This is a genomic window from Thermosynechococcus sp. QKsg1 (genome assembly GCF_031586415.1).
Classification (GTDB): domain Bacteria; phylum Cyanobacteriota; class Cyanobacteriia; order Thermosynechococcales; family Thermosynechococcaceae; genus Thermosynechococcus.
Genome location: NZ_CP134200.1, coordinates 679,227 through 701,170, shown reverse-complemented (window position 1 = coordinate 701,170; position 21,944 = coordinate 679,227). Strand labels below are relative to the sequence as shown.

The window sequence follows — 21,944 nt, the reverse complement described above, 5'->3', positions numbered from 1 at the left end:
GTACTGCCAGTTGATGCCTTATTTTACAGTAATTCTTAAGGTGCAGCCCATCTGGACTGACTCGACTATCCTTTCCAGTGTAGGATCACCACTTCTTCGCGCAGTTGCTCCTTAGTGGCACTGGCAAACCGTGTTCGGAAGAGATCTGTGCGCACAACCTCATAGCCAAGGGCTTGGGCAATGTCAGCCAATAACTGACCTGTGCGAATCATCACCCGCAAATAGGAGGCTTGATCACCCACGACGTAGGCCAATTGGGCATTGGGACGCAACCGCGATCGCAGGGCAGCCAAGTGGCGCGCCATACCGCCGAAATAAAGCCTTGTTACTTTGCTGTAGCGCCTTTCAAAGCCAGACGTTTTACCCAGCTCAATTCTGCGGCGTTCAATTTCAGCTGCTATCCTCTGAATTTCGGGATGATTTTGAACCCAGCGATCGTCGTCATCGGCCTTATACACATTGCGGGTATTGGAACGCAGTAGACTCTTTTTCAAAGCCTGTAAATCCGCCTTGGTTTTGATGAAACCTAGGAGTACCAATTCAAGGCGAGTTGTTCTGGTGTAGTCCTTTTCGTTGGGATACGGGGGCGACGTGATTACCGCATCAACGGACTGCGGCGGCAATACTCGGTCAGGACACCTTGCATCCGCCAGATAGACGTGGGCAGGGGCATCATTTTGATTTTTGACCTGCCGCAAATCCTCCACCATTTCATCAATTTTGGCGAGCCAAGCACTAATCACTGGTGCATCAACTTTAGGCTTGCCAACACCCACTTCAGGGCCAAAGCGCAAATTACTCACGGCAAAAACCAGTATGTTGGCGATCGCTAGCAGTTGATGCCGATAGACCTGTTCTATTCTGTATTTCTCTAAGCAGTCAAGGAGTACCAAGACCTTGTGCAAGGGAATCGGGCTGATCGACCCCGTAAGGATGAGTTTATGTTGCTCTGGCGAGAGTTGGCGTAACGGTAGATCCGCAATATTCCCCTCAAAAGGCAGCGAGTCCTCTATCCCTTGCTGCCGCAGGATGTCAAGGGCAAATTCTGCGATCTCACAGGAGTGACGGTAGAGTAAATCCGGATCAACATCCCAATCCGTCTTAACACACGTCGCAAAATGGGCAAATGGATTGGCTTCGGTACCCAATGAGGGGATTCCACGCAGCTTCGACTCAACCAGCGTTGTGCCTGTGCCGCAAAAGGGGTCGAGGATGACACTCTCTGCATTCAAGCCAAAGTCTTCTATATAATCCCTCACAAGATGGGGCGGATAAGAGAGCACAAACCGATACCAGTCATGAAAGGCGCGGTCTTGCTCATCTATCTTGTTGATATTGCCATTGTCTTTGGGAACGGTTGTATCCTCAGAATGTTTTAGCAACTCAACTCCTGTGGCGATTTGCTCCTAATCCTCTAAAGTCTATGAAAAATTGACTGCATTGGCAGGGGGTTCACTTCACTGCCTCAAAAAGCGGGCATTCTTTAGGCCTCTTTGCAGCGTTCTTGATCCAATTGAGGTCGTTTAGGGCAGACGTTGAATCTCAGCGCGGAAGCCATTGACCTCCATAAAGGCGCGCATTTCGGTGGCATTGGCCTCGTTTTGGAAACTTCCCACTTGTAGGGCGCGGCGCTGACCCAAGGTAATGGGTATCACTTCGGGAACGAGCGATCGCAGGCGTTCTTGATTGGCCAGATCATCCTCCCGCAAATCCAAAACAATGACTCGAAACCGCGTTCTGGGGGCTACGGGAGCTAGTGTTGCCAAGTTTGCATCAGAAATGTCTGGTGGGGGCGGCAATTGATTCATCGCGCGATCGCGACCCACAAATCCCATCGGAATCGGGCCACTAGGCACCGGCAATCGTTCGAGGGAGTTGTCAAGCTGCTGCGGCGGTGGGGTGGGAATTGGCGCGGTACTCACCTCTGGGGCAGGCACGGGAATCGGGATGACGGTATTCACCTCTGGCGGTGGCACGGGGATGGGAATCGGTTCTGCCGCCAATACGGGCGTCCCCCAACCCATTAGGATCAAACATAGGTGACTCAACCACGGCTGGGAGTGAATGCTGAAACGGCTCATCAAAAACTTCATTGCGCTATCAACAATGCCGATGAACGGTGAACAGAACTGTGTTGATTCTTTTCTGTGGGGATCGGACGTGCTATGCAAAATTTAGCTCCCGGATTTGAGGGGCAACGCATCCGGCGGATTCTCGATGCCAACCTTGACCGTGCCCGCGAAGGTCTGCGGGTGATTGAGGAATGGTGCCGCTTTGGCCGCGAAGATGCTGCCCTGAGTGCAGAATGTAAAGATTTGCGCCAAACCCTTGGCCGCTACCATACCCCAGAGTTGCGGGCGGCACGACAAACGGATCAGGATCCGGGGACTGCTTTGAGTCATCCCCAAGAGCGCGATCGCCAGACCCTCAGCGAGGTGCTCACCGCTAACTTTGCCCGTGTCCAAGAAGCCCTGCGGGTGATTGAAGAATACGCGAAATTGACGGACACTGAGCTGAGTGACACCGCCAAAGCCCTCCGCTATCGCGTTTACATTCTCGAGCAAGCCCTGATCCTCAACCCGCGCCACGCTCGAGCGCAACGCCTGCAAGGGGCAAAGCTCTATCTGGTGACTGCCCCCAGCGATCGCCTGCTGGAAACCGTCGAAGCTGCTTTGAAGGGGGGACTGCCCCTTGTGCAATACCGCGACAAAACCAGTGATGATCACACCCGTCTAACCACGGCTCGCCAGTTACAAGCGCTGTGCCAACGCTACGGCGCCCTGTTTTTGGTCAACGATCGCGTGGATATTGCCGTTGGTGCCAATGCCGATGGTGTCCACCTCGGACAGACGGATATTCCCATGGAACTGGCTCGGCAAATTTTAGGGCGCGATCGCCTCGTGGGACGCTCGACCACCAATCCCCAAGAACTGGAGCGCGCCATTGCTGAAGGTGCCGATTATGTGGGTGTTGGGCCGATTTTTGCGACTCCTACCAAGCCCGGTAAAGCGGCTGTGGGCTTTGACTATCTCCAATACGCCCGCAAACACGCCCCGATGCCGCAGTTTGCCATTGGCGGCATTGATCTCAGTAACATTGATGAGGTGGTCAAGGCCGGGGCGACTCAGGTGGCCGTTGTCCGCGCCATTATGGATGCGGCTGACCCAGAGGCAACCACCCGAGAATTATTACGACGCTTATCTCAAAGGGAACCATCATGACCTCGGCGGCTGAGATTACTGCTGCTGTGCGGCAACTGTACAATACCTATCCTTTTCCGCCGGAACCGCTCCTTGATGAGCCACCACCGGGGTACAACTGGCGCTGGTCTTGGCCGGCGGCCTATAGCTTTTGCACAGGACGCTATCCCTCCCAGTTAGAGGTTGCCATTCTCGATGCCGGTTGTGGCACTGGTGTAGGAACGGAATATCTCGCCCATTTGAATCCGCAGGCAAAGATTACCGCGTTGGATCTCAGTGAGGGTGCTTTGGAGATTGCCCGCGAACGCTGCCGGCGATCGGGCGCCACCAATGTCGAATTTCACCACCTAAGCCTAGAGGATGTGGCACAACTGGGGCAAAGGTTCCAGATGATTAACTGTGTGGGCGTGCTGCACCATCTGCCGGATCCGCAGCGGGGTATTCAAGCTCTCGCCGATGTTCTTGCCCCCGGCGGCATTTTGCACATCTTTGTTTATGGAGCCTACGGTCGCTGGGAAATTAAACTGATGCAGCAGGCCATTGCCCTCCTTCTAGGGAGCGATCGCCACAACTATCGCGAGGGGGTGGCCATTGGACGACAACTCTTTGCCGCATTGCCGCAGAACAACCGCCTGAAAAAGCGCGAGCAGGAGCGCTGGAGCCTCGAAAATCAGCGGGATGAATGCTTTGCTGATATGTATGTGCATCCCCAAGAAATTGACTACACGATCGCCAGCCTCTTTGATCTCATTGCTGCCTCTGGCCTAGAATTCGTTGGCTTTTCCAATCCCCAAGTTTGGCGGTTGGAGCGGCTGTTGGGCACGCAGCCAGAACTTTTGCACCGGGCACAGCACTTAGATCCGATCCAGCAATATCAACTCATTGAATGCCTTGACCCTGAGGCAATGACCCACTTTGAGTTCTTTTTGGCCAAGCCGCCGCTGCCCCGTCACGATTGGTCTGAGGATGCGGCTCTGCTGGTGGCCATTCCGTGGCGACACCCCTGCTTAGATGGCTGGCCAGGAGCCTGTGTCTTTAACTGTCACTATGATGTGATTCAGCTCAATCAGGCTGAGCAGCAATTCCTGACGGCTGCGACGGGTCAAAAAAACGTGGCTGAGGTATTAGCTGAGCAACCGGGCTTCAATCTTGCAGGGGTGCGATCGCTCCTTGAGCGGGACTTACTTCTCTTAGGAGTAAAAGAATGACGGATCTACTGGAAATAGTCTCTGCCAGTGGGGCAGTCTATGATTGCAGTCATTGGGGACGTCTACGCCTTACGGGGGGCGATCGCCTGAAGTTTTTGCACAATCAAAGCTCCAATAATTGCCTTGTCCTGCAACCCGGCCAAGGGGCAGATACGGTTTTTCTGACCTCGACGGCGCGCACCCTTGATCTTGTCACCCTACTTGTTCATAGGGAGTGGGTGGATCTACTGGTGTCACCGCAGCGCCGCGAGTTTCTCTTGAAATGGCTCGATAAGTACATCTTCTTTGGCGACGATGTGCAGGTGAGCGATCGCACTGCTGAGAGCTACTGCTATCGAGTTTTTGGGAGTGTTGCTGAGAAGATCAGCGCTCAATTTGGTCTTGAAGGATTAGCGCATCCCTATGATCATGTCACTGTCACCCACGAAGGTGTTCCCTTAACCCTTGCTGCCACCAGTGGCCTAGCAATTCCGGGTTTCACCCTTTGGAGCGATCGCCCCCTCAGCGATTTACTTCATCCCTATCCCCAACTGAGTGATGCCGACTGGGAGCACCTACGCATCCGCCAAGGCCGTCCGGCTGCCGAGGCTGAACTCACCGAAGACTATAACCCCCTCGAAGCCCGACTGGGGCATACGATTTCTTTCAATAAGGGCTGCTACATTGGCCAAGAAACGATCGCTCGCCTCAACACCTACCAAGGGGTCAAACAACATCTCTGGGGACTGGACTTAAGTGCCGTAGTGACACCCCCCACCCCCTTACTCCTAGCCGGTGAAAAAGTGGGTCTGCTCACCAGTTGTACTCCCCTAGAGAAGGGTGCCTTTGGCCTCGGCTATGTGCGCACAAAAGTGGGCGGTGCTGGGTTGACGTTGCACACCCCAGAGGGCGTGACTGCCCAAGTGGTCGAGGTACCCTTCTTAAGAACTGTTGCCTAAAAATACTCTCATTAGAGAATGTTATAATCCAATCGGTTCGTGCAGACGTTTACTGACCGAAGGAAGGAAGCCTATGGCCACGGCACAGGTATTAGCGTTCATGCAAAAAACCGCTGAGGATGCCAAACTGCGGGATGAATTGGAAAACCTTCTGGGGGTAGGGGATGGCAATATCAGCGGGGCTGCCGAACTCGATGCCGAGGAACTGGCCGCGCTGCGGGGAAAAATGGCACCGAAAGTGGTGGATTTTGCCAGTCAGCATGGTTTTGAGTTTTCCACCGATGAACTGGTGCAGGTGGTGGATTCCTTTGCCCAACATCAGGCGGGGGAAATCAGTGATGACGAATTTTCAGGCATTTTAGGCGTTCCTGTGAATAGTGACCACGCTGAACACCAAACCCAAGTGACCAATCCACTCCAGCGCCTCGCCCGCTACCTCGGTAAAACCTATTTGGGTATTGGTGCGGATGAGGAGAGCGAATAAGGCTCAACAACTCTCAGCAAGACTGCGTCCAGCCCGTCGTAAAATCCGTTTGTGGTCCCAATGGTTGCTCCCTGGGCTACTGGTGAAACGATGGCTCCTAATTAGTGCAGTTGGCGTTTTGCTGGCTAGTCTGGGCTTTGCCATTAGCATCAACCTCACCCCCATTTTTTACTTCCTGCAATTTCTAGAGCAGTTTGTTCAAAGTATTGCCCGTTTTGTGCCCAGCTACATCAGTGGCCCTTTACTGCTGCTTGGGGGGTTGGCACTGATTGCTTGGGGCTATGCCCGTACCCTTGGTTCCATTACGGAAGTCCTACTGCCAGAGGACGATAAGGCGCTTGTGGAGCGACTCCTCACCCATCGGCGCTTGGGGCGAGGCCCGAAAATTGTGGCCATTGGGGGCGGTACGGGGCTGTCAACCCTCTTGCGGGGACTCAAGCTCTATAGTTCCAATATCACTGCCATTGTGACGATGGCCGATGATGGCGGCTCATCCGGACGACTGCGGCGAGAAATTGGGGTGCTGCCACCGGGGGATATTCGCAACTGCTTGGCGGCGCTAGCGGATGAGGAGAAAATCGTCACCGAACTCTTTCAGTACCGCTTTGAGGCGGGCGATGGCTTGGCGGGGCACAGTTTTGGCAATTTGTTTCTGACGGCGATGACAAATATCACGGGGGATCTGGAGCGAGCGATCGCCACCAGTTCAGCGGTCTTGGCCATTCGTGGTCAAGTGTTGCCAGCCACCCTAACAGATATGACCCTTTGGGCACGCCTTGCCGATGGTCGCCTCATTCATGGGGAGTCCAACATTACAGCCGCCCGCGGCAAAATTGTCGAAATTGGTTGCTCTCCCCCTGCCCCCAAAGCCCTACCCCGCGCCATTCAAGCTCTCCATGAAGCCGACTACATTATCCTTGGCCCCGGCAGTCTCTATACGAGTATCATTCCCAATCTTTTGGTGCCTGAGATTGCCCAAGCCCTAGCGGAGCGGCAGTGCCCCTGTGTTTACGTCTGCAACATTATGACGCAGCCGGGGGAAACCGATGGCTATGCTGTGAGTGATCATGTGCGTGCTCTTGATGCGGTCACGGGCGATCGCCTGTTTGATGCAGTGCTGGTGCAAAAATATCCCCCCAGTGCTGCTCACCTTGAACGCTATGCGCAGCAGGGAAGTACCGCTGTGGCTATTGATCGGGAAGCCCTGACCCGCCAAAACTGTCGGCTGATCCTTGCTGATGTGATGGACGAATCCACGCCAACCGTGCGCCATGATTCGCAAAAGTTAGCAGCCATTCTGATGCGTTGGTATGAACGCGTGCGATCGCTCTAGCCTTGTGCCTTGGGAAGGCGATCCCTAATAATAGAACCGTTGCACTTGGGTCTGTGGCCTGCCATGTCCTTGGAACTTCTGCGCTCGCTCGTGTGGATGGACTACCGCTTGGCGGTACTGTTTACAGTCGTTATTCCCTTGATCCTGCTCTTGTGGTCAACGATTCAGAATGTGCCAGCCATTACTCAACTGCTGATTATCTATTGGCGGGTGTCCAGTCTATTGGCAATTACGGTATATCTGATGATGCCCCAGTGGCCAGTGGCCTACGTCACGGGATTTATGGCCTTGGTACTGATTCCCATTAGCCTCTGGTTCTGGGTCGATCTCAATGAAGAAATTAGCGATCGCCAAGATTTGATTGGTCAAGTCTTTAGTAGCTGGCGCTGGGCAATCACGCTCTACTGTACCCTTGCCGCCATTGGTCAGGCCTTTTATTTGCCCTGTGCGTTTGTCGCTGGTGCCGTTCAGACCCCCAGTTGCCAAGTCTGGCTCGAGCCGCCCCTGATGTTCAAAGATATTTTCCATGCCCAAGCCCGCGCTGGCACCCTTGGCTTCTTTGCGGCGGTTGCACTGGTGATTTATCTGCTCTACCTGAGCTACTTTGTGTTTGTGCGCTTACCCAAGCAGGGGCGATCGGCCACGGGTCTATAGCCTATGCCGCTGCAACGCATTCTTGAACCTGAGGTCATGGAGACGCCAGAAACGGCTGCCGCCTATGACGCCATGGATTTTACTGCCGTTAATGCCGTCTTCTGTGAAGATTTAGCCGCAGTCTTAGCCAGTGTTGAGCAACCTCTAAAAGTTTTAGATGTGGGTACAGGGAACGGGCGGATTCTGCAAATGCTGCATCAACGCTATCCCCATTGGCAACTAACAGGGATTGACCTCAGTCCAGCCATGCTGGCGATCGCCCGGCACCACAGTCCCCAATTAAACTTTATGCAAGGGGATGCCAAAGCCTTGCCCTTTGCCGCAGCGAGTTTTGATGTCGTTATCAGCAATAGCCTTGTCCATCACTTAGCCGATCCCCAGCCTGCCCTAGGGGAAATGCTGCGGGTGCTCCGTCCCCAAGGCACCCTGTTTATCCGCGATCTCTGTCGTCCGCAAACGCGGGCAGAACTGCAAGCCTTGGTTGACCAATATGCGGGTCAAGACACGCCCCAACAACGGCAACTGTTTGCCGATTCGCTCCATGCGGCACTGACCTTAACGGAAATGAGGGATCTGTTCAAAACCTTGCCGCAGCCGCCGCAGCAGTGGCAAGCCACCCTCACCTCCGATCGCCATTGGACCGTTGTGGCACAGCGCTAATGAACCGGCGGCATTACTTTATTGCTTTGTTGCCCAATGCTGACATTCAGGCTGAAGTCACCCGCCTCAAGCAGTATTGTTGCGATCGCTACCAAACCCAAGCAGCACTACGCTCCCCACCCCACGTCACCCTCTATCCCCCCTTTTGGTGGCCACATGTAGCAGTAGCAGATCTAGAGCAAGCCCTAGAAACCTTTTCCCGCCAAGCTGCTCCAGTGGAATTGATTCTCAATGGCTTTGCTGCCTTTCCGCCGCGGGTCATTTACATTCATGTTGCCGCCACCCCAGATCTGAAAATGCTCCAAGCCAACTTAGTTAAGAGCGTAGCTCAACCCTTGAACCTTCCCTTCACCCGGCGGCACCCTTTTACCCCCCACATGACGATCGCCTTTCGTGATTTAACCAAGGACAACTTTCGCCACGCTTGGGCAGACTTTCAAGCACAATCCTTTGCGGCTCGCTGTTGGGTATCCCACCTCACACTGCTGGTGCACAATGGCCGCCGCTGGCAGATTTATCGTGAATTTTTGTTAAGAAATCTTGCCCCTGATGCCCCTTGAAATCAATTTGCAACAAGCCAATGACTTGATTTTTGCCAACTGCGGAATTATGATGCAAGGAACACTTTTCTCTCAGACTTCCTAAAATCAGAAGTATAGCCCTTTGCACAAGGATGGCCCACGCTTAAAATCGTGAAAGCCGATACGGGAGAAGACTGTTTCTCCTATATATCAGGAAAGGGTTGTAAAACAATATTGTAGTCTTGGTAGTGATAAATACTTAGTGACTTTCATGCGCTATATGAGGCTAGAGGCAAGTGCTGACATTAAGGGGGGAGTATTTGTGTTTTCTATCATTTGGAGCAACAGAGTTGAATTCAGACGCTTCCATGATCTGAGGAATTTTGGGGAGTCAATGGATCAGCAGTAGCCCATTGCTGAGGATAAGGTTATGAAACTGGAAGATATCTACACCTTTTTCCGCCAGCCACCGCCCGTTTACCTGAGCAAGGAAGTTGCGGTGTGCTATGTGCTCTATACCCTTGTGGAAAAGGGGGACTCCTATGGCACGGCGCTGATTCAAGCCATTGAAAACGAATATCCTCTTTACCGCCTTTCTGATACGGTTCTTTACAGCGCCCTCAAATTCCTCGAGGATGAGGGAATTATTGATGGTTATTGGAAGAAGGTGGAAGGTCGCGGTCGGCCGCGGCGAATGTACCACATTGTTGGCGAAAAGGAGCAACAGGCGCGGGAACTTTCGGAGCTTTGGCTACGCTATTTGCAGGAACATCCCCACCGTCAGGAGTAATCTAAGCATCGAGTTGGCGCAGGCGATCGCGCACGGCTTGCATATCCTGCCACGTTAGCCACTTGGGACTGCCCGGCTCCCGCGAGTTATTTCGCAACAGATAAGCAGGATGAAAAATCGGCATACACCAGCGTCCCTGCCATTCAATCCACTGGCCACGAATTTTGGTAATGCCGCGATTATCTTTCAGCAATCCAGAGACAGCCGTTGCCCCCGCCAGCAAAATAATGCGGGGATTCACCAAGCGAATCTGCTCTAGGAGGTAGGGCAAACAGGCTGCTGCTTCAACGGGTGTTGGGACGCGGTTGCCGGGGGGGCGGCACTTCACAATGTTGCAGATATAGGCATCCCGTTCACTATCGAGATTGACCGAAGCAAGGATTTTATCGAGGAGCTGCCCTGCCTTGCCAACAAAGGGGCGACCTGTTTCATCCTCCGCTTGACCCGGTCCTTCCCCAATAATCATCAGCTTGGCGGCGGGATTACCACGGCTGACCACCACATGGGTACGGGTGGCCGCTAAGCCACAGCGTTGACACTGCTGACAATGCGCCGCAAGCGCCTCCAAGTCGCGGTAGGTACCGGCGGGAATGGGCACCTCAGCCCGCAGTGGAATTTGATCGTAGGTGGCAGCATCAAGGGGCGTCGCTGGTGCAGGTTCGGCCTCGGTGGGGGTGTCAAATAAGCTAAATTGCAACGGTTCACTCATGTGGATCGTAACTTCCTGAGAATAATGTTAAAGAAACTTCACGAAACTTAGGAAAAACTTAGGACAAATCGCACCAATTTTATGGCGATCGCGGGAAGCTTAATTTATCTCACAAAAGTATTTTACAAATTAATAACTACGGCGAAACAGGTTTCCCACTGCATTGTATAAGAAATACCTGAAGGGTTTAACAGCACGGTTGTTGACCTCACCTAGGGAAACACAGGCTGTTATTCGACCTTTCCGGCACCCACCACTGTGGTGTTCGTGACCTGACATATCCACACCAAGGATCAGCTTGGTCGCTCTAAGGTTGCTTGACACAGCCTTTATGGGTTGACACAAAAACACCATAAAAATCCTGCAATCCCGCTAGGGGCAGGAATGTCAAGAAGTTCTAACTTCTTTAACAACCTTTAAGGAGAATTGATCCATGCTAGATGCATTTGCCAAAGTTGTCGCTCAGGCCGATGCCCGCGGTGAATTCCTCACCAACGCCCAGTTCGATGCCCTGTCCAACTTGGTGAAAGAAGGCAACAAGCGTCTGGATGCCGTCAACCGCATCACCAGCAATGCCTCCACGATCGTTGCTAACGCTGCTCGTGCCCTCTTTGCAGAGCAACCCCAACTGATCCAACCCGGTGGGAATGCTTACACCAACCGTCGTATGGCTGCTTGCCTGCGCGACATGGAAATCATCTTGCGCTATGTGACCTACGCCATTTTGGCCGGTGACTCCAGCGTGCTCGATGATCGCTGCTTGAACGGTCTGCGGGAAACCTACCAAGCCCTTGGTACCCCCGGCTCCTCCGTGGCTGTGGCTATCCAAAAAATGAAAGATGCCGCGATCGCGATCGCCAATGATCCCAATGGCATCACCCCTGGCGATTGCAGTGCCCTGATGTCTGAGATTGCTGGCTACTTTGATCGTGCCGCTGCCGCTGTTGCCTAAGACACAGCTACCGTCTTGTAACTTTGACCGTTCTGAACACGCACATTTTTTAGGGAGATATTTTATCCATGAAAACGCCGATTACTGAAGCTATTGCCGCCGCTGATACCCAAGGTCGTTTCCTTAGCAACACCGAGCTGCAAGCGGTTGACGGTCGCTTCAAGCGCGCTGTGGCCAGCATGGAAGCTGCTCGCGCCCTGACCAACAATGCTCAGAGCCTGATTGACGGCGCAGCCCAAGCGGTGTACCAAAAATTCCCCTACACCACCACCATGCAAGGCTCTCAATATGCCTCGACCCCCGAAGGCAAAGCCAAGTGCGCCCGTGACATCGGCTACTACCTGCGGATGGTGACCTACTGCCTCGTTGCCGGTGGCACTGGTCCGATGGATGAGTACCTCATCGCTGGCTTGTCTGAAATCAACAGCACGTTTGATCTCTCCCCAAGCTGGTATGTGGAAGCTCTGAAATACATCAAAGCCAATCATGGCTTGACGGGCCAAGCTGCGGTGGAAGCCAACGCCTACATCGACTACGCCATTAACGCCCTCAGCTAATAGGCGTTTCCCTTCGTTGCCCGGTGAGGTAAGCAGATGTTGTCGGCGTTGGGCTGACCCTTTGTTTACAGCACCGGGCTTGTTTGTACCCTCGATATTTAGGAGTTTGTACCGTGGCTATTACTGCTGCTGCTTCGCGCTTGGGTACCTCCGCCTTCAGTGATGCTCCGCGGGTGGAGCTGCGTGCCAACTGGAGCGAGGAAGATCTAGAGACTGTCATCCGTGCCGTTTACCGTCAGGTCTTGGGCAATGACTATGTCATGGCATCGGAGCGTTTGGTGAGTGCGGAGTCACTGTTGCGCAATGGCAAAATTACCGTGCGGGAGTTTGTGCGCGCAGTGGCCAAGTCGGAACTATACAAAGAGAAGTTTCTCTACGGCAATTTTCAAACCCGTGTCATTGAACTGAACTATAAGCATTTGTTGGGGCGGGCACCCTACGACGAGTCGGAAGTAATCTTCCATTTGGATCTCTACGAAAATGAGGGCTTTGATGCCGACATTGACTCCTACATTGATTCCCCCGAATACACCGATAGCTTTGGGGATTGGGTCGTGCCCTATTACCGTGGCTTTAATAGCCAGCCGGGTCAGAAAACAGTGGGCTTTAACCGCATGTTCCGTCTCTATCGTGGCTATGCCAATAGCGATCGCGCCCAAGCAGAAGGCAGCATGTCCCGTTTAGCGCGGGATCTGGCCACCAACAGTCCCAATACGGTGGTGCCGCCTTCGAGTAGCGATACAGCCTTTGCCTACTACACCCCCAGTGCCGATGTTCCCCCACGGGCTTGCTTGGGTGGTTCCTTTGGTGAAAGTGGCCGCGTCTATCGCATTGAAGTGGCGGGCATTCGCCAACCGGGCTATCCAGGGGTGCGCCGCAGCAGTACCGCCTTCTTGGTGCCCTATGAGCAACTGTCGAGCAAAATGCAGCAGCTTCAGCGCACGGGTGCTCGCATTGTCAGTGTCAATCCTGCCTAGGAATGTTTGTTTAGCGTCCTTTTGAGATTGGGAGTCAGGTGTCATGTTTGGTCAAACTGCGTCTGGAAGTGCTGCCCTTAGCCCCTCCGGCGCTCGCGTTTTCCGCTACGAGGTTGTGGGTCTGCGTCAAAACGAAGAAACTGACAAAATGGGGTTTCCGATTCGGCGCAGCGGTAGCACCTTTATTACGGTGCCCTACAACCGCATGAATGAAGAGATGCAGCGCATTACCCGCATGGGGGGCAAAATCGTTTCCATTACCCCCGTCGTCGCCTCCTAATTGGCTGATGTCTGGAGAGGGAATGACGGCGGTCTCTGAACCGGTACAACTGACGGTTCCCCAAATGCTGGCGCAGCTTCAGGGGACGGATACCAGTCTCCGCTACTATGCGGCGTGGTGGCTGGGGAAGTTTGGCCTAGAAACGGCAACGGCAGCGGAGCGGCAGGCCATTGTCAGCGCTTTGATGATGGCTTTAGCCGATGAGGCCGATCGCACAGAATTGGGGGGCTACCCTCTGCGGCGGAATGCCGCCCGTGCCTTGGGCAAGTTGGGCGATCGCCAAGCCGTACCGGCGTTAATTGAGTGCTTGCGCTGCGAGGATTTTTATGTCCGTGAGGCGGCGGCCATTGCCCTTGGTCAGTTGGGAGATCCCCAAGCGATCGCGCCCCTACAAGCGCTCCTAGAAGGGGGTGTGGCAATGGCGCGGCTCGTCCCCGGGCGCCCGCATTTAGTGCAGCCGGTGGAAGCTGTGATTGAAAGCTTGGGTCAGCTCGGTGCCACTGAAGCCATTGCCCTGATTGAGCCATTCTTGGCCCATGAGATGCCGCGAGTCCAATTTGCCGCCGCGCGGGCACTTTTTCAGCTCACGGGAGCGGCCGAGTATGGCGATCGCCTGCTAGCGGCTCTCAACAGTGAGGATGTGCAACTGCGGCGGACAGCGCTTCTGGATTTGGGAGCGATGGGCTATCTACCCGCAGCAGAGGCTATTTTGCAGGCGGGTGTTGAAGCGAGCTTCAAGCTCATTGCCCTCCACGGCATCCTCAGCCAGCAACTGCGGCAGGCCGCCCCAGCCGAACAGACCCTCTCCCTCTTTCAAGGATTGGATCAACTGCTGTGAGTGATCTCCATCCCTATATCCATGCCGTTGAGACCGCCACCTCTGCTCCTGCCCTATGCGAGGCGGTGGTTCAGCTTGCCCAGCAAAAAGACACCGCTGCCATTCCCACGCTGATTGCGGTTTTGGGGTACAACAACCCCGCTGCTGCCCAAGCCGCTGTGGCAGGCCTCATTGCCCTTGGGGATGCTGTCGTGGAGCCGCTGTTGGCACAGTTGGATGGATACAACTACGGTGCCCGTGCCTATGGGGTGCGAGTTTTGGGAAGCATTGGTCATCCTGCCGCCCTACGGGTCTTATTGGCTGCCGCGCAGTCGGATTTTGCCCCCAGTGTTCGTCGCGCCGCCACAAAGGCCTTAGGAACGCTCCGCTGGCAGTTAATCCCTGAAGAGACGGCAAGAGAGGCTCAATTAAGGGAAGCACTCACAGTTCTTCAACGCAACAGTGAAGCAGCGGATTGGGCGGTTCGCTATGCCGTGGGTGTTGCCCTCGATCATCTGCATCAGCAGGCGGCTGCTCGTGCCCTTCGGGAAGCGGTGCGTTTCCTCCTCAATCATTTGAGCGATCGCGACCCCGACATTGTTGTGCGTTCCCGTTGTCAACTTGCCCTCCAGAGGGACTCTCTGTCCATGCACACCTAAAAGGATTGGAAAGTTATGTCGTTACCCTTGCTGGCTGTGAAGCCCAGAACCCTTGACCAGCGGGTGGTCAGTTATGAAGTCCCCGCCGAGGATGATCCCGTCATCTACCGCCTCACCGATGCCACCGATGCCGCAGACGTCGATGCCCTGATTTGGGCAGCCTATCGCCAAATTTTCAGCGAGCACCTGATTTTGGCCTCCTACCGTCAGCCCTTCCTAGAATCCCAACTGCGCAATCGTGCCATTTCCGTACAGGATTTTATCCGTGGCTTGGGTAAGTCCGAGGTCTATCGCGAGCAAGTGGCAGCCGTCAATTCCAATTACCGCCTTGTGGATGTCTCCTTCAAGCGATTCCTTGGCCGCCCCACCTATGGCCAGCAGGAGCAGATTGCTTGGTCAATTATTTTAGCCACCCGTGGCCTAGAAGGATTTATTGATGCCTTGGTGGACAGCGACGAGTACCAGCAAAACTTTGGTGCCGATATTGTCCCCTACCAACGGCGGCGGCGCATGGCGCGTCCTTTTAACCTCGTTAATCCCCGCTACAGCGACTACTGGCGCAACAAGGAAATGTCCCTGAGTGGCCGTTCTTACTATCAAGTGCGCTACTACACCGCAGGGCCACTGGACAAGCAAATTATCCGCGGCGCAATTCCAGCCAACTTCCTCTCTATGGCGCGTTCAATTGTGGTGCCTACCCTCGATACTCAACGCCATGTGGCACGGGCCACCTCCAGTTTGGTGACGGTTCCCAACACCGCCCAAGAGCGGGATCTGCCGCCGACACCGGTCAAACCTGTGCCCGTTGCGTTGCCCTATCGTTATTTGCCCTCTCAACCAAAGGTGTAAGCCATGACGATTCCCTTGCTGAGCTATGCCCCTAGTTCCCAAAATCAGCGGGTACCGGGCTATGAAGTGCCCAATGAAGACACCCCTTGGCGCTATTCCCTTGAGGATGCAGTGGATCAGTCGGATATTGATGAACTGATTTGGGCAGCCTATCGCCAAGTGTTTAGTGAACACGTTGTCCTCAAGAGTACCCGCCAGCCCCATTTGGAGTCCCAACTAGCCAATCGTGCCATTTCGGTACGGGATTTTATTCGCGGCTTGGCCAAATCGGAGACATTCCGTCGCTTGGTGGTGGAGACGAACTCCAACTATCGCTTGGTGGAAATTGCCCTGAAGCGGCTCCTTGGGCGTGCCCCTTACAACAAAGATGAAGAACTGGCGTGGTCCATTCGCATTGCCACCGACGGTTGGCAGAAATTTGTCGATACCCTTGTGGATAGTGACGAATATACGCAAAACTTTGGCGATAACACCGTGCCCTACCAGCGTCGTCGCTATAAAGATCGCCCCTTTAATCTGGTGACCCCTCGCTATGGTGACTACTGGCGCGATAAGTTAGAGAACAGTCGCTACAAGTGGGGCGACATTCGCAACTTCTTGGAGATGGCACGATCGGTCAAGGTGACGCCTGTGCAGTTCAAGCCAGTGTCCACGGCCAATGTGCAAATCCCCGATACCACGCGGCGCGATCGCCCGACTGTACCGGCGTCGATCAACCCGACGGCGACCTTTCCGCTGCGCTAGCTATTGTTTCACTCTTTGACTTGGGAGAGATCCATGGACTTACCTCTACTCGCCTACAAACCCACGACTCAAAACCACCGCGTCGCTAGCTTTGGAACTGCCGATCAAAACGAAGATACCCCCTATATCTATCGTCTTGAGGATGCGGCCTCCTACGCGGAAATCCGCGAGGTGATTTGGGCCTGCTATCGGCAGGTGTTTAGTGAGCATGCCACCTTGGCCTTTAACCGTCAAATCACCTTGGAATCCCAATTAGTGAACCGAGTGATTACGGTGCGGGACTTCATTCGCGGTCTGGCCAAATCAGAGCGCTTCTACAATACGGTGGTGGCTGTGAACGACAACTACCGTTTGGTGGATGTTTGCCTGCGGCGGTTCTTGGGGCGCAGTGCCTACAACGAAGAGGAAAAAATTGCTTGGTCAATTAAAATCGGCACTCTTGGCTTCTATGGCTTTGTCGATGCCCTCCTCGACAGTGAGGAATACACCAATGCCTTTGGTGACTTTACGGTGCCCTACCAGCGCAAGCGGATGGAGGGACGTCCCTTTAACCTCGTGACGCCGCGCTATGGCTTTGAATACCGCGACAAAGTCGGCACCACTACCACGGATTGGCGGTTTACGCTGGAGAAATTCTACGATCGCAAGTTCCAAGAGCGGCGGCTACCGGAGGGCGACCCCCGCAAATACCGCAATTTGGCAGCAGCGATCGCGCCCAAGACTCGCTATGCCCAGCAGTTGCGTGCCGCTGATATTGACTACTTGGCCAAGGTGCCCCGCCGGCGTTAAATTACGCTCAACGATGCTTTAATCATCTGGCCGTCGGTAAATTTACTGGCGGCTTTTTCTCATTCGTTCCTGCTTGGAACCCCAGTGCATTTTTGCGTGTCCAATCTAGAGGCTCATTGTTTCTTGCCGCTATGCGCGATCGCCTTCTCCCGTGGCTAGTACCTGCCATTATCACTACCACCATTCTGCCCGCCAGTAGTCAAGTTACGATTCCAATTACGGTCACCGTCAGTCCCGGTCGCGCTGTTTTGGGAGATACGCTGGCCATTGTGGTCAACGCTTCAGAACAACCCACAGTCGAGGTGGCGGGCAAAGCCCTGCCGGTCTTCTCCATTGGGCCACAGCAATGGCGTGCGTTTGTGGCCACAACACCACTACAGACCCCCGGCCGCCGTTCATTGGTGGTTCGCTCAGGAAATGAAACCCGCAATCTGTTGCTGTGGGTGGGCGATCGCTCCTTTCCTGTGCAAAGTATTTGGCTCCCACCGGGCAAAGACGCCTCAGGAACGGATTTGGAATTTGATCGCGTGGATGCTTTTAAGGCACTGGTCACCCCCGAAAGACTCTGGCAAGGTGCCTTTCGCCGCCCCAACAGTGGCCCTGTGACCACACCCTACGGCGTGCGGCGGTACTACAACGGGGTTTTTGCCAAGGACTACTTCCATCGTGGTTTGGACTATGCAGGCCCCAAGGGATCACCCGTAGTAGCGGCGCAGCGGGGGCGAGTGGCCTTAGTGGGGCGAGAATCCCAAGGATTTCTCATCCATGGCAACACAATCGGTATTGATCATGGGCAGGGGGTGCTGACGATTTACCTGCACCTCGATCAAATCCGCGTTCAAGAGGGACAAATGGTTGAGGCAGGACAAGTCATTGGTACGGTTGGCAATACGGGTGCCTCCACAGGACCCCATTTACATTGGGGACTCTACGTTAATGGCGAGTGCGTTGATCCGCGATCGTGGCTGGCTCAGGGCTGGCAATAGTTGCGATATAACTCGCTGCTGAGCCTAGTTTAGGGTCAAGAAATGGGGGATAATGCTAGTTCAGAGGTAGCCGCTTCGCTACCATTGCCGCTGATAAGATTTGGGAGTTAGCAACAATGACGATTCTCTTTCAACTGGCTCTTGCTGCCCTTGTCGTCCTCTCCTTTGTGATGGTGGTGGCTGTGCCAGTGGCCTACGCCTCGCCCCAAGACTGGGATCGCTCAAAGCAGTTAATTTTCCTTGGCTCTGGGCTATGGATTGCCCTAGTGCTGGTGGTAGGCGTTCTCAACTTTTTTGTGGTTTAGTTCAGCCAGCGTTGGCGATAGACTTCGTACAAGAGCACTGCTGTGGCGATCGCCACATTGAGGGATTCAACATTTGGCTCCTGAGGAATCCGCAGTGCCGTAAACGTGAGATCTTGGTAGGCCGGGGGTAACCCTTGGCCTTCATTTCCCATGACCAGTAAGGTCGGTTGACGAAAATCCGCTTGCCAATAGATCAGTGGCGCGGTTGGTAATGTGACGACTATTTGCCATCCTTGGGCTTGGTAGGCTTTGAGAGTTGCCAAACCATCGCTAACAGTTTGCATCGGTAGGCGAAACCACTGGCCGGCACTGGCACGCAACACTTTTGGATGGGTCATGTCCACACAATCGGGGGTCAACAATAGCCCCTCAACACCTACGGCGGCAGCGGTACGAATAATCGTTCCCAAGTTGCCCGGATCCTGAAGCGTGACTAAGCACAGACCTAAACGCTGGAGTGGCAAGGTAGGAAGGGGTGTATAGTCGGCAACAGCAACGACGCCATCGGGAGTGGTTGTCGTACAGAGGGCAGTCAGTACCTCTTCACTGACTTCAACGGCGCGATCGCTCCTATGGACAACCTGCTGCCAAAATGTTGGCGATTGCTTTGCTTGCCAAGCGCTGGTATAGCAAACCACCGATAAGCGATAGCCGGCTGCCAGTGCCTCTTGGAGCAAATGAGTCCCCTCTAAAAGCAAGTGCCCTTGGCGATATTTACGGTGGTGCAGCCTACGGATCGAGCGCACCAAGGGATTCTGCCGACTGGTAATGATCACGACTGAATCCAGCGCTCAAGTAAACGTTCCAGATAGGGAGTCAAGAGTGCGGTTTGCGCGGCTTGAGCTTGAATCTCTGTGGCGGATTGAATGTAAGGGCCGGGGACTAGCTCGTGCTGACAGTGCTGAATCAACTCCCCAAGGCTAGCGGGGGTCACTTCTAAGTGAAACTGAAGACCAACAATGCGATCGCCCCACAAGAATCCTTGCTGCGGACAGGCGGCACTTTTGGCGAGGGGCATCGCATCCGGAGGGAGGCTAAACATCTCCCCATGCCAATGCAGCACCGTCAGTTGGGGTGGCCAATCCTGAAACCAAGGATGCGCTTGGGCGGCTGCTGTCAGTTCAATGGGAAACCAGCCGATTTCCTTCGTGGGTGCTGGGGTGACCTCTGCCCCTAGGACTTGTGCCAAGAGCTGAGCACCAAGACAAATCCCGAAAATGGGTAACCCGTTGGCGATCGCTTGGCGCAAAAAGGCCTTTTCAGCCCCTAGCCACGGATAAACAGCCTCATCGTGTACCCCCATAGGGCCGCCCATCACAATCAGCGCATCCACCTCCGTCAATGCGGGTAGCGGCTCGCCCGCATAGAGATGACTGCCTTGCCAATCAAAACCACGGGCGATCGCCCACTGCGCAATGTGGGCGGGGGTCTCAAAGGGCACGTGCTGGAGGTAGTGCAGCCGCATGAATCCCCTTAGGAAGAACTGCCGCCTTCGTTGCCAAGGATACGGGATTTGTACTCGTTCACCTTTTGGCCAAACTCACGGCGACCGGACTCAAAGAGGACATACCGATAGAGAAACCAACAAGTGTAGCCAAAGCCTACGAGTTCACAGGTCGGGCCTAGGAGGGGAATGGCATTCACTACTTCCAAAATGGCAACCGCGAGTGCCACAAAGGGAACAGTGGCGAGAATGATGAGGAGGGTGCGCAGGGGCTGCTTGTATTCGCCCAGAAATGCACTAACCTGATCGGGGAAGACCGTGAGGAGCCAATAGAGTTTTTCACGAGCCTGTTGCCACTGTTCATCCGTGAGACCGCCCACCTTCGGCGGTGCTGGCTGAGACTCTACTTCCGCTAAGGGTGCTGGTGCCGGCGTTGGTTCAAAAATAGGCTTTTCCGTATGGGCGGTTTCTGTGGTTGGGGATGTCTCAAATTCATTCATGCGCTTAAGTTCCTTCAGTACCTCAGCAAGTTTAGGCTAAGTTCACCGATCAGCGTTGGCTAATAGCTAATAATTGTTTAACATAGGTGGTGCCTTACCGCTAGCATCCCCTGTCCCCAAAAGACGGCTCTAATCATTAAGCACCCACGTATCCTTGCTCCCGCCCCCTTGGGAAGAATTCACCACCAATGAGCCACGCTTCATCGCCACCCGCGTCAGACCACCGGGATGGACATAAATTTCCTTACCGTACAGGATATAGGGGCGTAAGTCCACATGGCAGCCGACAATTTCATCCCCCAGCAGGGTGGGCACGCGCGACAGCGAAAGGGTGGGCTGGGCAATGTAGTTGCGGGGATTGGCTTTGATGCGCTCTGCAAATTCTGCCCGCTGCTCAGCCGTGGCTTGACAACCAATGAGCATGCCATAGCCGCCGGACTCGTTGGCAGATTTCACCACGAGGGAATCGAGGTTCTTGAGCACATGATCTAACTGTTCTGGCTCCCAACACAGGTAGGTGGGCACATTGGGCAGTAGGGGTTCCTCACCGAGATAATAGCGAATCATTTGCGGCACATAGGCATAAATTACCTTGTCATCGGCCACGCCAGTTCCGAGGGCATTGGCGATCGCCACCCGCCCTTGGCGATAAACCTCCATCAGACCCCTGACCCCCAGCATCGAATCAGGACGAAATACCGCTGGATCAATGAAGTCATCATCAATGCGGCGATAGACCACATCCACGCGCTTCAGACCCTTGGTTGTGCGCATTTGTAGGTAACCATCGGCCACCACCAGATCCCGCCCTTCCACAAGCGTTACCCCCATTTGCTGAGCAAGGAAGGAATGCTCAAAATAGGCGGAATTGTACATCCCCGGCGTCAGTACCACCACGGTCGCATCCGGTAGGCCGGGGGGCGCAAGGTTCAGCAGCGTTTCTAGGAGATGGCTGGGGTACTCGTCCACAGGTTGAATGTGCAGTTCTTTGAAGACAAGGGGAAACGTGCTTTTCATCACGCGGCGGTTTTCCAGCACATAGGAGACCCCCGAAGGGCAGCGCAGGTTATCTTCTAGGACATAGAAGGTGCCATCGCGATCGCGCACTAAGTCGGTACCCGTAATATGGCACCAAATGCCCCCCGGCGGCTTCAGGTCATGGCAGGGACGCAGATAGCCCTTGGCCGACTCAATGAGTTGCCGTGGGATGACACCATCCTTAATAATTTTTTGCTCACCATAGACATCCGCAATAAATGTATTGAGCGCCGCAATCCGTTGCTTGAGACCCCGTTCAAGGGCTTGCCACTCTTGGGCGGGAATGACCCGCGGCAGAATATCAAAGGGCATGATCCGCTCGGTGCCCTCGGCAGCACCATAGACCGTGAATGTGGCGCCAATGTTAAACATCACCTGTTGGGCGGTTTTTTGGCGCTGTTGCAGTTCTCCCGCTGGCAGCGATCGCACCCCTTGTAACAGCGGTTCAATAAAAGATCGTGGTTGGCCTTTGGCTAGAAACCACTCGTCGTAAAAGTCTTCCGGATCGTAGTTCTCAAATTCCAGCATTGATATTCCTTGGTGGCGATTT

At 54.3% G+C, this 21,944-nt stretch carries 27 protein-coding genes; 20 read left to right on the top strand and 7 right to left on the bottom strand.

From position 1 onward, the window contains the following. Positions 1 to 65: 65 nt before the first annotated feature. Together RHP47_RS03520 and RHP47_RS03515 are read right to left on the bottom strand one after the other, a co-directional pair. On the bottom strand, positions 66 to 1,382 hold the full coding sequence (locus RHP47_RS03520) for a DNA methyltransferase (RefSeq protein ID WP_310841050.1): 1,317 nt from the start codon (positions 1,380 to 1,382) through the stop codon (positions 66 to 68). A gap of 141 nt (positions 1,383 to 1,523) precedes the next feature. After that, positions 1,524 to 2,081: an SPOR domain-containing protein gene (locus RHP47_RS03515; RefSeq protein ID WP_190278198.1), complete on the bottom strand. Its 558-nt coding sequence runs from the start codon at positions 2,079 to 2,081 to the stop codon at positions 1,524 to 1,526. Positions 2,082 to 2,165: 84 nt separating this feature from the next. Here RHP47_RS03515 and RHP47_RS03510 point away from each other — a divergent pair, with 84 nt between their 5' ends. The 9 genes from RHP47_RS03510 (at position 2,166) to RHP47_RS03470 (ending at position 9,788) form a co-directional block, all read left to right on the top strand. Then, complete coding sequence (locus RHP47_RS03510) at positions 2,166 to 3,221, top strand: thiamine phosphate synthase (protein WP_310841049.1); 1,056 nt, start codon at positions 2,166 to 2,168, stop codon at positions 3,219 to 3,221. Beyond that, entirely contained in the window at positions 3,218 to 4,408 is a 1,191-nt protein-coding gene (locus RHP47_RS03505; RefSeq protein ID WP_149818221.1) for a bifunctional 2-polyprenyl-6-hydroxyphenol methylase/3-demethylubiquinol 3-O-methyltransferase UbiG, read from the top strand. Before RHP47_RS03510 ends, RHP47_RS03505 begins: the two co-directional genes overlap by 4 nt. After that, positions 4,405 to 5,346: a folate-binding protein YgfZ gene (locus RHP47_RS03500; RefSeq protein ID WP_149818219.1), complete on the top strand. Its 942-nt coding sequence runs from the start codon at positions 4,405 to 4,407 to the stop codon at positions 5,344 to 5,346. The genes RHP47_RS03505 and RHP47_RS03500 overlap by 4 nt, the downstream gene beginning before the upstream one ends. Positions 5,347 to 5,419: 73 nt before the next feature. Further along, positions 5,420 to 5,830: a hypothetical protein gene (locus RHP47_RS03495; RefSeq protein WP_149818217.1), complete on the top strand. Its 411-nt coding sequence runs from the start codon at positions 5,420 to 5,422 to the stop codon at positions 5,828 to 5,830. Continuing rightward, a complete protein-coding gene (gene yvcK / locus RHP47_RS03490) occupies positions 5,814 to 7,163 on the top strand; it encodes a gluconeogenesis factor YvcK family protein (protein ID WP_190278196.1) in 1,350 nt (449 codons plus the stop codon). Before RHP47_RS03495 ends, yvcK begins: the two co-directional genes overlap by 17 nt. A gap of 63 nt (positions 7,164 to 7,226) precedes the next feature. Next, entirely contained in the window at positions 7,227 to 7,817 is a 591-nt protein-coding gene (locus RHP47_RS03485) for a DUF3177 family protein (protein ID WP_149818213.1), read from the top strand. A 3-nt stretch (positions 7,818 to 7,820) separates the two neighbouring features. Further along, entirely contained in the window at positions 7,821 to 8,477 is a 657-nt protein-coding gene (locus RHP47_RS03480) for a class I SAM-dependent methyltransferase (protein ID WP_149818211.1), read from the top strand. Beyond that, the gene (locus RHP47_RS03475; RefSeq protein WP_286626599.1) at positions 8,477 to 9,037 is read left to right on the top strand and encodes a 2'-5' RNA ligase family protein; all 561 of its coding nucleotides are present in this window, start codon (positions 8,477 to 8,479) and stop codon (positions 9,035 to 9,037) included. Before RHP47_RS03480 ends, RHP47_RS03475 begins: the two co-directional genes overlap by 1 nt. Positions 9,038 to 9,428: 391 nt before the next feature. Continuing rightward, entirely contained in the window at positions 9,429 to 9,788 is a 360-nt protein-coding gene (locus RHP47_RS03470) for a PadR family transcriptional regulator (protein ID WP_149818207.1), read from the top strand. A gap of 1 nt (position 9,789) precedes the next feature. On the opposite strand, the gene RHP47_RS03465 is transcribed toward RHP47_RS03470, so the two are convergent. Next, positions 9,790 to 10,497, bottom strand: coding sequence for a uracil-DNA glycosylase family protein (locus RHP47_RS03465; protein WP_149818205.1), 708 nt, complete (start codon positions 10,495 to 10,497; stop codon positions 9,790 to 9,792). Between the two features lie 433 nt (positions 10,498 to 10,930). On the opposite strand from RHP47_RS03465, the gene RHP47_RS03460 reads away from it, so the two are divergent. From RHP47_RS03460 to psbZ, 11 genes are all read left to right on the top strand, one after another. After that, the gene (locus RHP47_RS03460; protein ID WP_011057792.1) at positions 10,931 to 11,449 is read left to right on the top strand and encodes a phycocyanin subunit beta; all 519 of its coding nucleotides are present in this window, start codon (positions 10,931 to 10,933) and stop codon (positions 11,447 to 11,449) included. Between the two features lie 68 nt (positions 11,450 to 11,517). Beyond that, positions 11,518 to 12,006, top strand: a complete 489-nt coding sequence (gene cpcA / locus RHP47_RS03455) for a phycocyanin subunit alpha (protein ID WP_149818203.1) — start codon at positions 11,518 to 11,520, stop codon at positions 12,004 to 12,006. Between the two features lie 113 nt (positions 12,007 to 12,119). Further along, entirely contained in the window at positions 12,120 to 12,983 is an 864-nt protein-coding gene (locus tag RHP47_RS03450) for a phycobilisome linker polypeptide (protein WP_149818201.1), read from the top strand. 43 nt (positions 12,984 to 13,026) lie between these two features. After that, complete coding sequence (locus tag RHP47_RS03445; protein WP_149818199.1) at positions 13,027 to 13,263, top strand: phycobilisome linker polypeptide; 237 nt, start codon at positions 13,027 to 13,029, stop codon at positions 13,261 to 13,263. Between the two features lie 7 nt (positions 13,264 to 13,270). Next, the gene (locus RHP47_RS03440; RefSeq protein ID WP_149818197.1) at positions 13,271 to 14,101 is read left to right on the top strand and encodes a HEAT repeat domain-containing protein; all 831 of its coding nucleotides are present in this window, start codon (positions 13,271 to 13,273) and stop codon (positions 14,099 to 14,101) included. Further along, positions 14,098 to 14,739, top strand: coding sequence for a HEAT repeat domain-containing protein (locus RHP47_RS03435; RefSeq protein WP_225901515.1), 642 nt, complete (start codon positions 14,098 to 14,100; stop codon positions 14,737 to 14,739). Before RHP47_RS03440 ends, RHP47_RS03435 begins: the two co-directional genes overlap by 4 nt. Positions 14,740 to 14,754: 15 nt before the next feature. Then, positions 14,755 to 15,588, top strand: a complete 834-nt coding sequence (locus RHP47_RS03430) for a phycobilisome rod-core linker polypeptide (RefSeq protein ID WP_149818193.1) — start codon at positions 14,755 to 14,757, stop codon at positions 15,586 to 15,588. Between the two features lie 3 nt (positions 15,589 to 15,591). Next, positions 15,592 to 16,332 carry a phycobilisome rod-core linker polypeptide gene (locus RHP47_RS03425; protein WP_149818191.1) on the top strand — a complete coding sequence of 247 codons (741 nt, stop codon included), beginning with the start codon at positions 15,592 to 15,594 and terminating at the stop codon, positions 16,330 to 16,332. A 33-nt stretch (positions 16,333 to 16,365) separates the two neighbouring features. Beyond that, positions 16,366 to 17,121, top strand: coding sequence for a phycobilisome rod-core linker polypeptide (locus tag RHP47_RS03420; RefSeq protein ID WP_310841047.1), 756 nt, complete (start codon positions 16,366 to 16,368; stop codon positions 17,119 to 17,121). Between the two features lie 131 nt (positions 17,122 to 17,252). Continuing rightward, positions 17,253 to 18,107, top strand: a complete 855-nt coding sequence (locus RHP47_RS03415) for a M23 family metallopeptidase (RefSeq protein ID WP_310841045.1) — start codon at positions 17,253 to 17,255, stop codon at positions 18,105 to 18,107. A 116-nt stretch (positions 18,108 to 18,223) separates the two neighbouring features. Then, positions 18,224 to 18,412 (top strand): photosystem II reaction center protein PsbZ, encoded by a 189-nt coding sequence (psbZ, locus tag RHP47_RS03410; protein ID WP_149818185.1) that lies wholly within the window; start codon positions 18,224 to 18,226, stop codon positions 18,410 to 18,412. Here the strand turns inward: psbZ and RHP47_RS03405 are convergent. The 4 genes from RHP47_RS03405 to RHP47_RS03390 all read right to left on the bottom strand — a co-directional run bounded on the left by RHP47_RS03405 (position 18,409) and on the right by RHP47_RS03390 (position 21,922). Beyond that, the gene (locus RHP47_RS03405) at positions 18,409 to 19,185 is read right to left on the bottom strand and encodes an RNA methyltransferase (RefSeq protein WP_190278304.1); all 777 of its coding nucleotides are present in this window, start codon (positions 19,183 to 19,185) and stop codon (positions 18,409 to 18,411) included. The genes psbZ and RHP47_RS03405 overlap by 4 nt on opposite strands. Next, positions 19,185 to 19,877, bottom strand: a complete 693-nt coding sequence (locus RHP47_RS03400; protein WP_286626594.1) for a type 1 glutamine amidotransferase — start codon at positions 19,875 to 19,877, stop codon at positions 19,185 to 19,187. Before RHP47_RS03400 ends, RHP47_RS03405 begins: the two co-directional genes overlap by 1 nt. An 8-nt stretch (positions 19,878 to 19,885) precedes the next feature. After that, a complete protein-coding gene (locus RHP47_RS03395) occupies positions 19,886 to 20,356 on the bottom strand; it encodes a CAAD domain-containing protein (RefSeq protein ID WP_286626593.1) in 471 nt (156 codons plus the stop codon). Positions 20,357 to 20,485: 129 nt separating this feature from the next. Beyond that, positions 20,486 to 21,922 carry a circularly permuted type 2 ATP-grasp protein gene (locus RHP47_RS03390; protein ID WP_149818177.1) on the bottom strand — a complete coding sequence of 479 codons (1,437 nt, stop codon included), beginning with the start codon at positions 21,920 to 21,922 and terminating at the stop codon, positions 20,486 to 20,488. Between the last annotated feature and the right edge of the window lie 22 nt (positions 21,923 to 21,944).

Bases quoted from the DNA above. Each gene is read 5' to 3' on its own strand.
- RHP47_RS03425 (WP_149818191.1), top strand. From the start codon at position 15,592: ATGACGATTCCCTTGCTGAGCTATGCCCCTAGTTCCCAAAATCAGCGG.
- RHP47_RS03430 (WP_149818193.1), top strand. From the start codon at position 14,755: ATGTCGTTACCCTTGCTGGCTGTGAAGCCCAGAACCCTTGACCAGCGG.
- RHP47_RS03485 (WP_149818213.1), top strand. From the start codon at position 7,227: ATGTCCTTGGAACTTCTGCGCTCGCTCGTGTGGATGGACTACCGCTTG.
- RHP47_RS03415 (WP_310841045.1), top strand. From the start codon at position 17,253: ATGCGCGATCGCCTTCTCCCGTGGCTAGTACCTGCCATTATCACTACC.
- RHP47_RS03470 (WP_149818207.1), top strand. From the start codon at position 9,429: ATGAAACTGGAAGATATCTACACCTTTTTCCGCCAGCCACCGCCCGTT.
- RHP47_RS03500 (WP_149818219.1), top strand. From the start codon at position 4,405: ATGACGGATCTACTGGAAATAGTCTCTGCCAGTGGGGCAGTCTATGAT.
- RHP47_RS03395 (WP_286626593.1), bottom strand. From the start codon at position 20,356: ATGAATGAATTTGAGACATCCCCAACCACAGAAACCGCCCATACGGAA.
- RHP47_RS03510 (WP_310841049.1), top strand. From the start codon at position 2,166: ATGCAAAATTTAGCTCCCGGATTTGAGGGGCAACGCATCCGGCGGATT.
- RHP47_RS03420 (WP_310841047.1), top strand. From the start codon at position 16,366: ATGGACTTACCTCTACTCGCCTACAAACCCACGACTCAAAACCACCGC.
- cpcA (WP_149818203.1), top strand. From the start codon at position 11,518: ATGAAAACGCCGATTACTGAAGCTATTGCCGCCGCTGATACCCAAGGT.
- RHP47_RS03495 (WP_149818217.1), top strand. From the start codon at position 5,420: ATGGCCACGGCACAGGTATTAGCGTTCATGCAAAAAACCGCTGAGGAT.
- RHP47_RS03475 (WP_286626599.1), top strand. From the start codon at position 8,477: ATGAACCGGCGGCATTACTTTATTGCTTTGTTGCCCAATGCTGACATT.
- RHP47_RS03400 (WP_286626594.1), bottom strand. From the start codon at position 19,877: ATGCGGCTGCACTACCTCCAGCACGTGCCCTTTGAGACCCCCGCCCAC.
- RHP47_RS03445 (WP_149818199.1), top strand. From the start codon at position 13,027: ATGTTTGGTCAAACTGCGTCTGGAAGTGCTGCCCTTAGCCCCTCCGGC.
- yvcK (WP_190278196.1), top strand. From the start codon at position 5,814: ATGAGGAGAGCGAATAAGGCTCAACAACTCTCAGCAAGACTGCGTCCA.
- RHP47_RS03515 (WP_190278198.1), bottom strand. From the start codon at position 2,081: ATGAGCCGTTTCAGCATTCACTCCCAGCCGTGGTTGAGTCACCTATGT.
- psbZ (WP_149818185.1), top strand. From the start codon at position 18,224: ATGACGATTCTCTTTCAACTGGCTCTTGCTGCCCTTGTCGTCCTCTCC.
- RHP47_RS03465 (WP_149818205.1), bottom strand. From the start codon at position 10,497: ATGAGTGAACCGTTGCAATTTAGCTTATTTGACACCCCCACCGAGGCC.
- RHP47_RS03480 (WP_149818211.1), top strand. From the start codon at position 7,821: ATGCCGCTGCAACGCATTCTTGAACCTGAGGTCATGGAGACGCCAGAA.
- RHP47_RS03505 (WP_149818221.1), top strand. From the start codon at position 3,218: ATGACCTCGGCGGCTGAGATTACTGCTGCTGTGCGGCAACTGTACAAT.
- RHP47_RS03440 (WP_149818197.1), top strand. From the start codon at position 13,271: ATGTCTGGAGAGGGAATGACGGCGGTCTCTGAACCGGTACAACTGACG.
- RHP47_RS03460 (WP_011057792.1), top strand. From the start codon at position 10,931: ATGCTAGATGCATTTGCCAAAGTTGTCGCTCAGGCCGATGCCCGCGGT.
- RHP47_RS03390 (WP_149818177.1), bottom strand. From the start codon at position 21,922: ATGCTGGAATTTGAGAACTACGATCCGGAAGACTTTTACGACGAGTGG.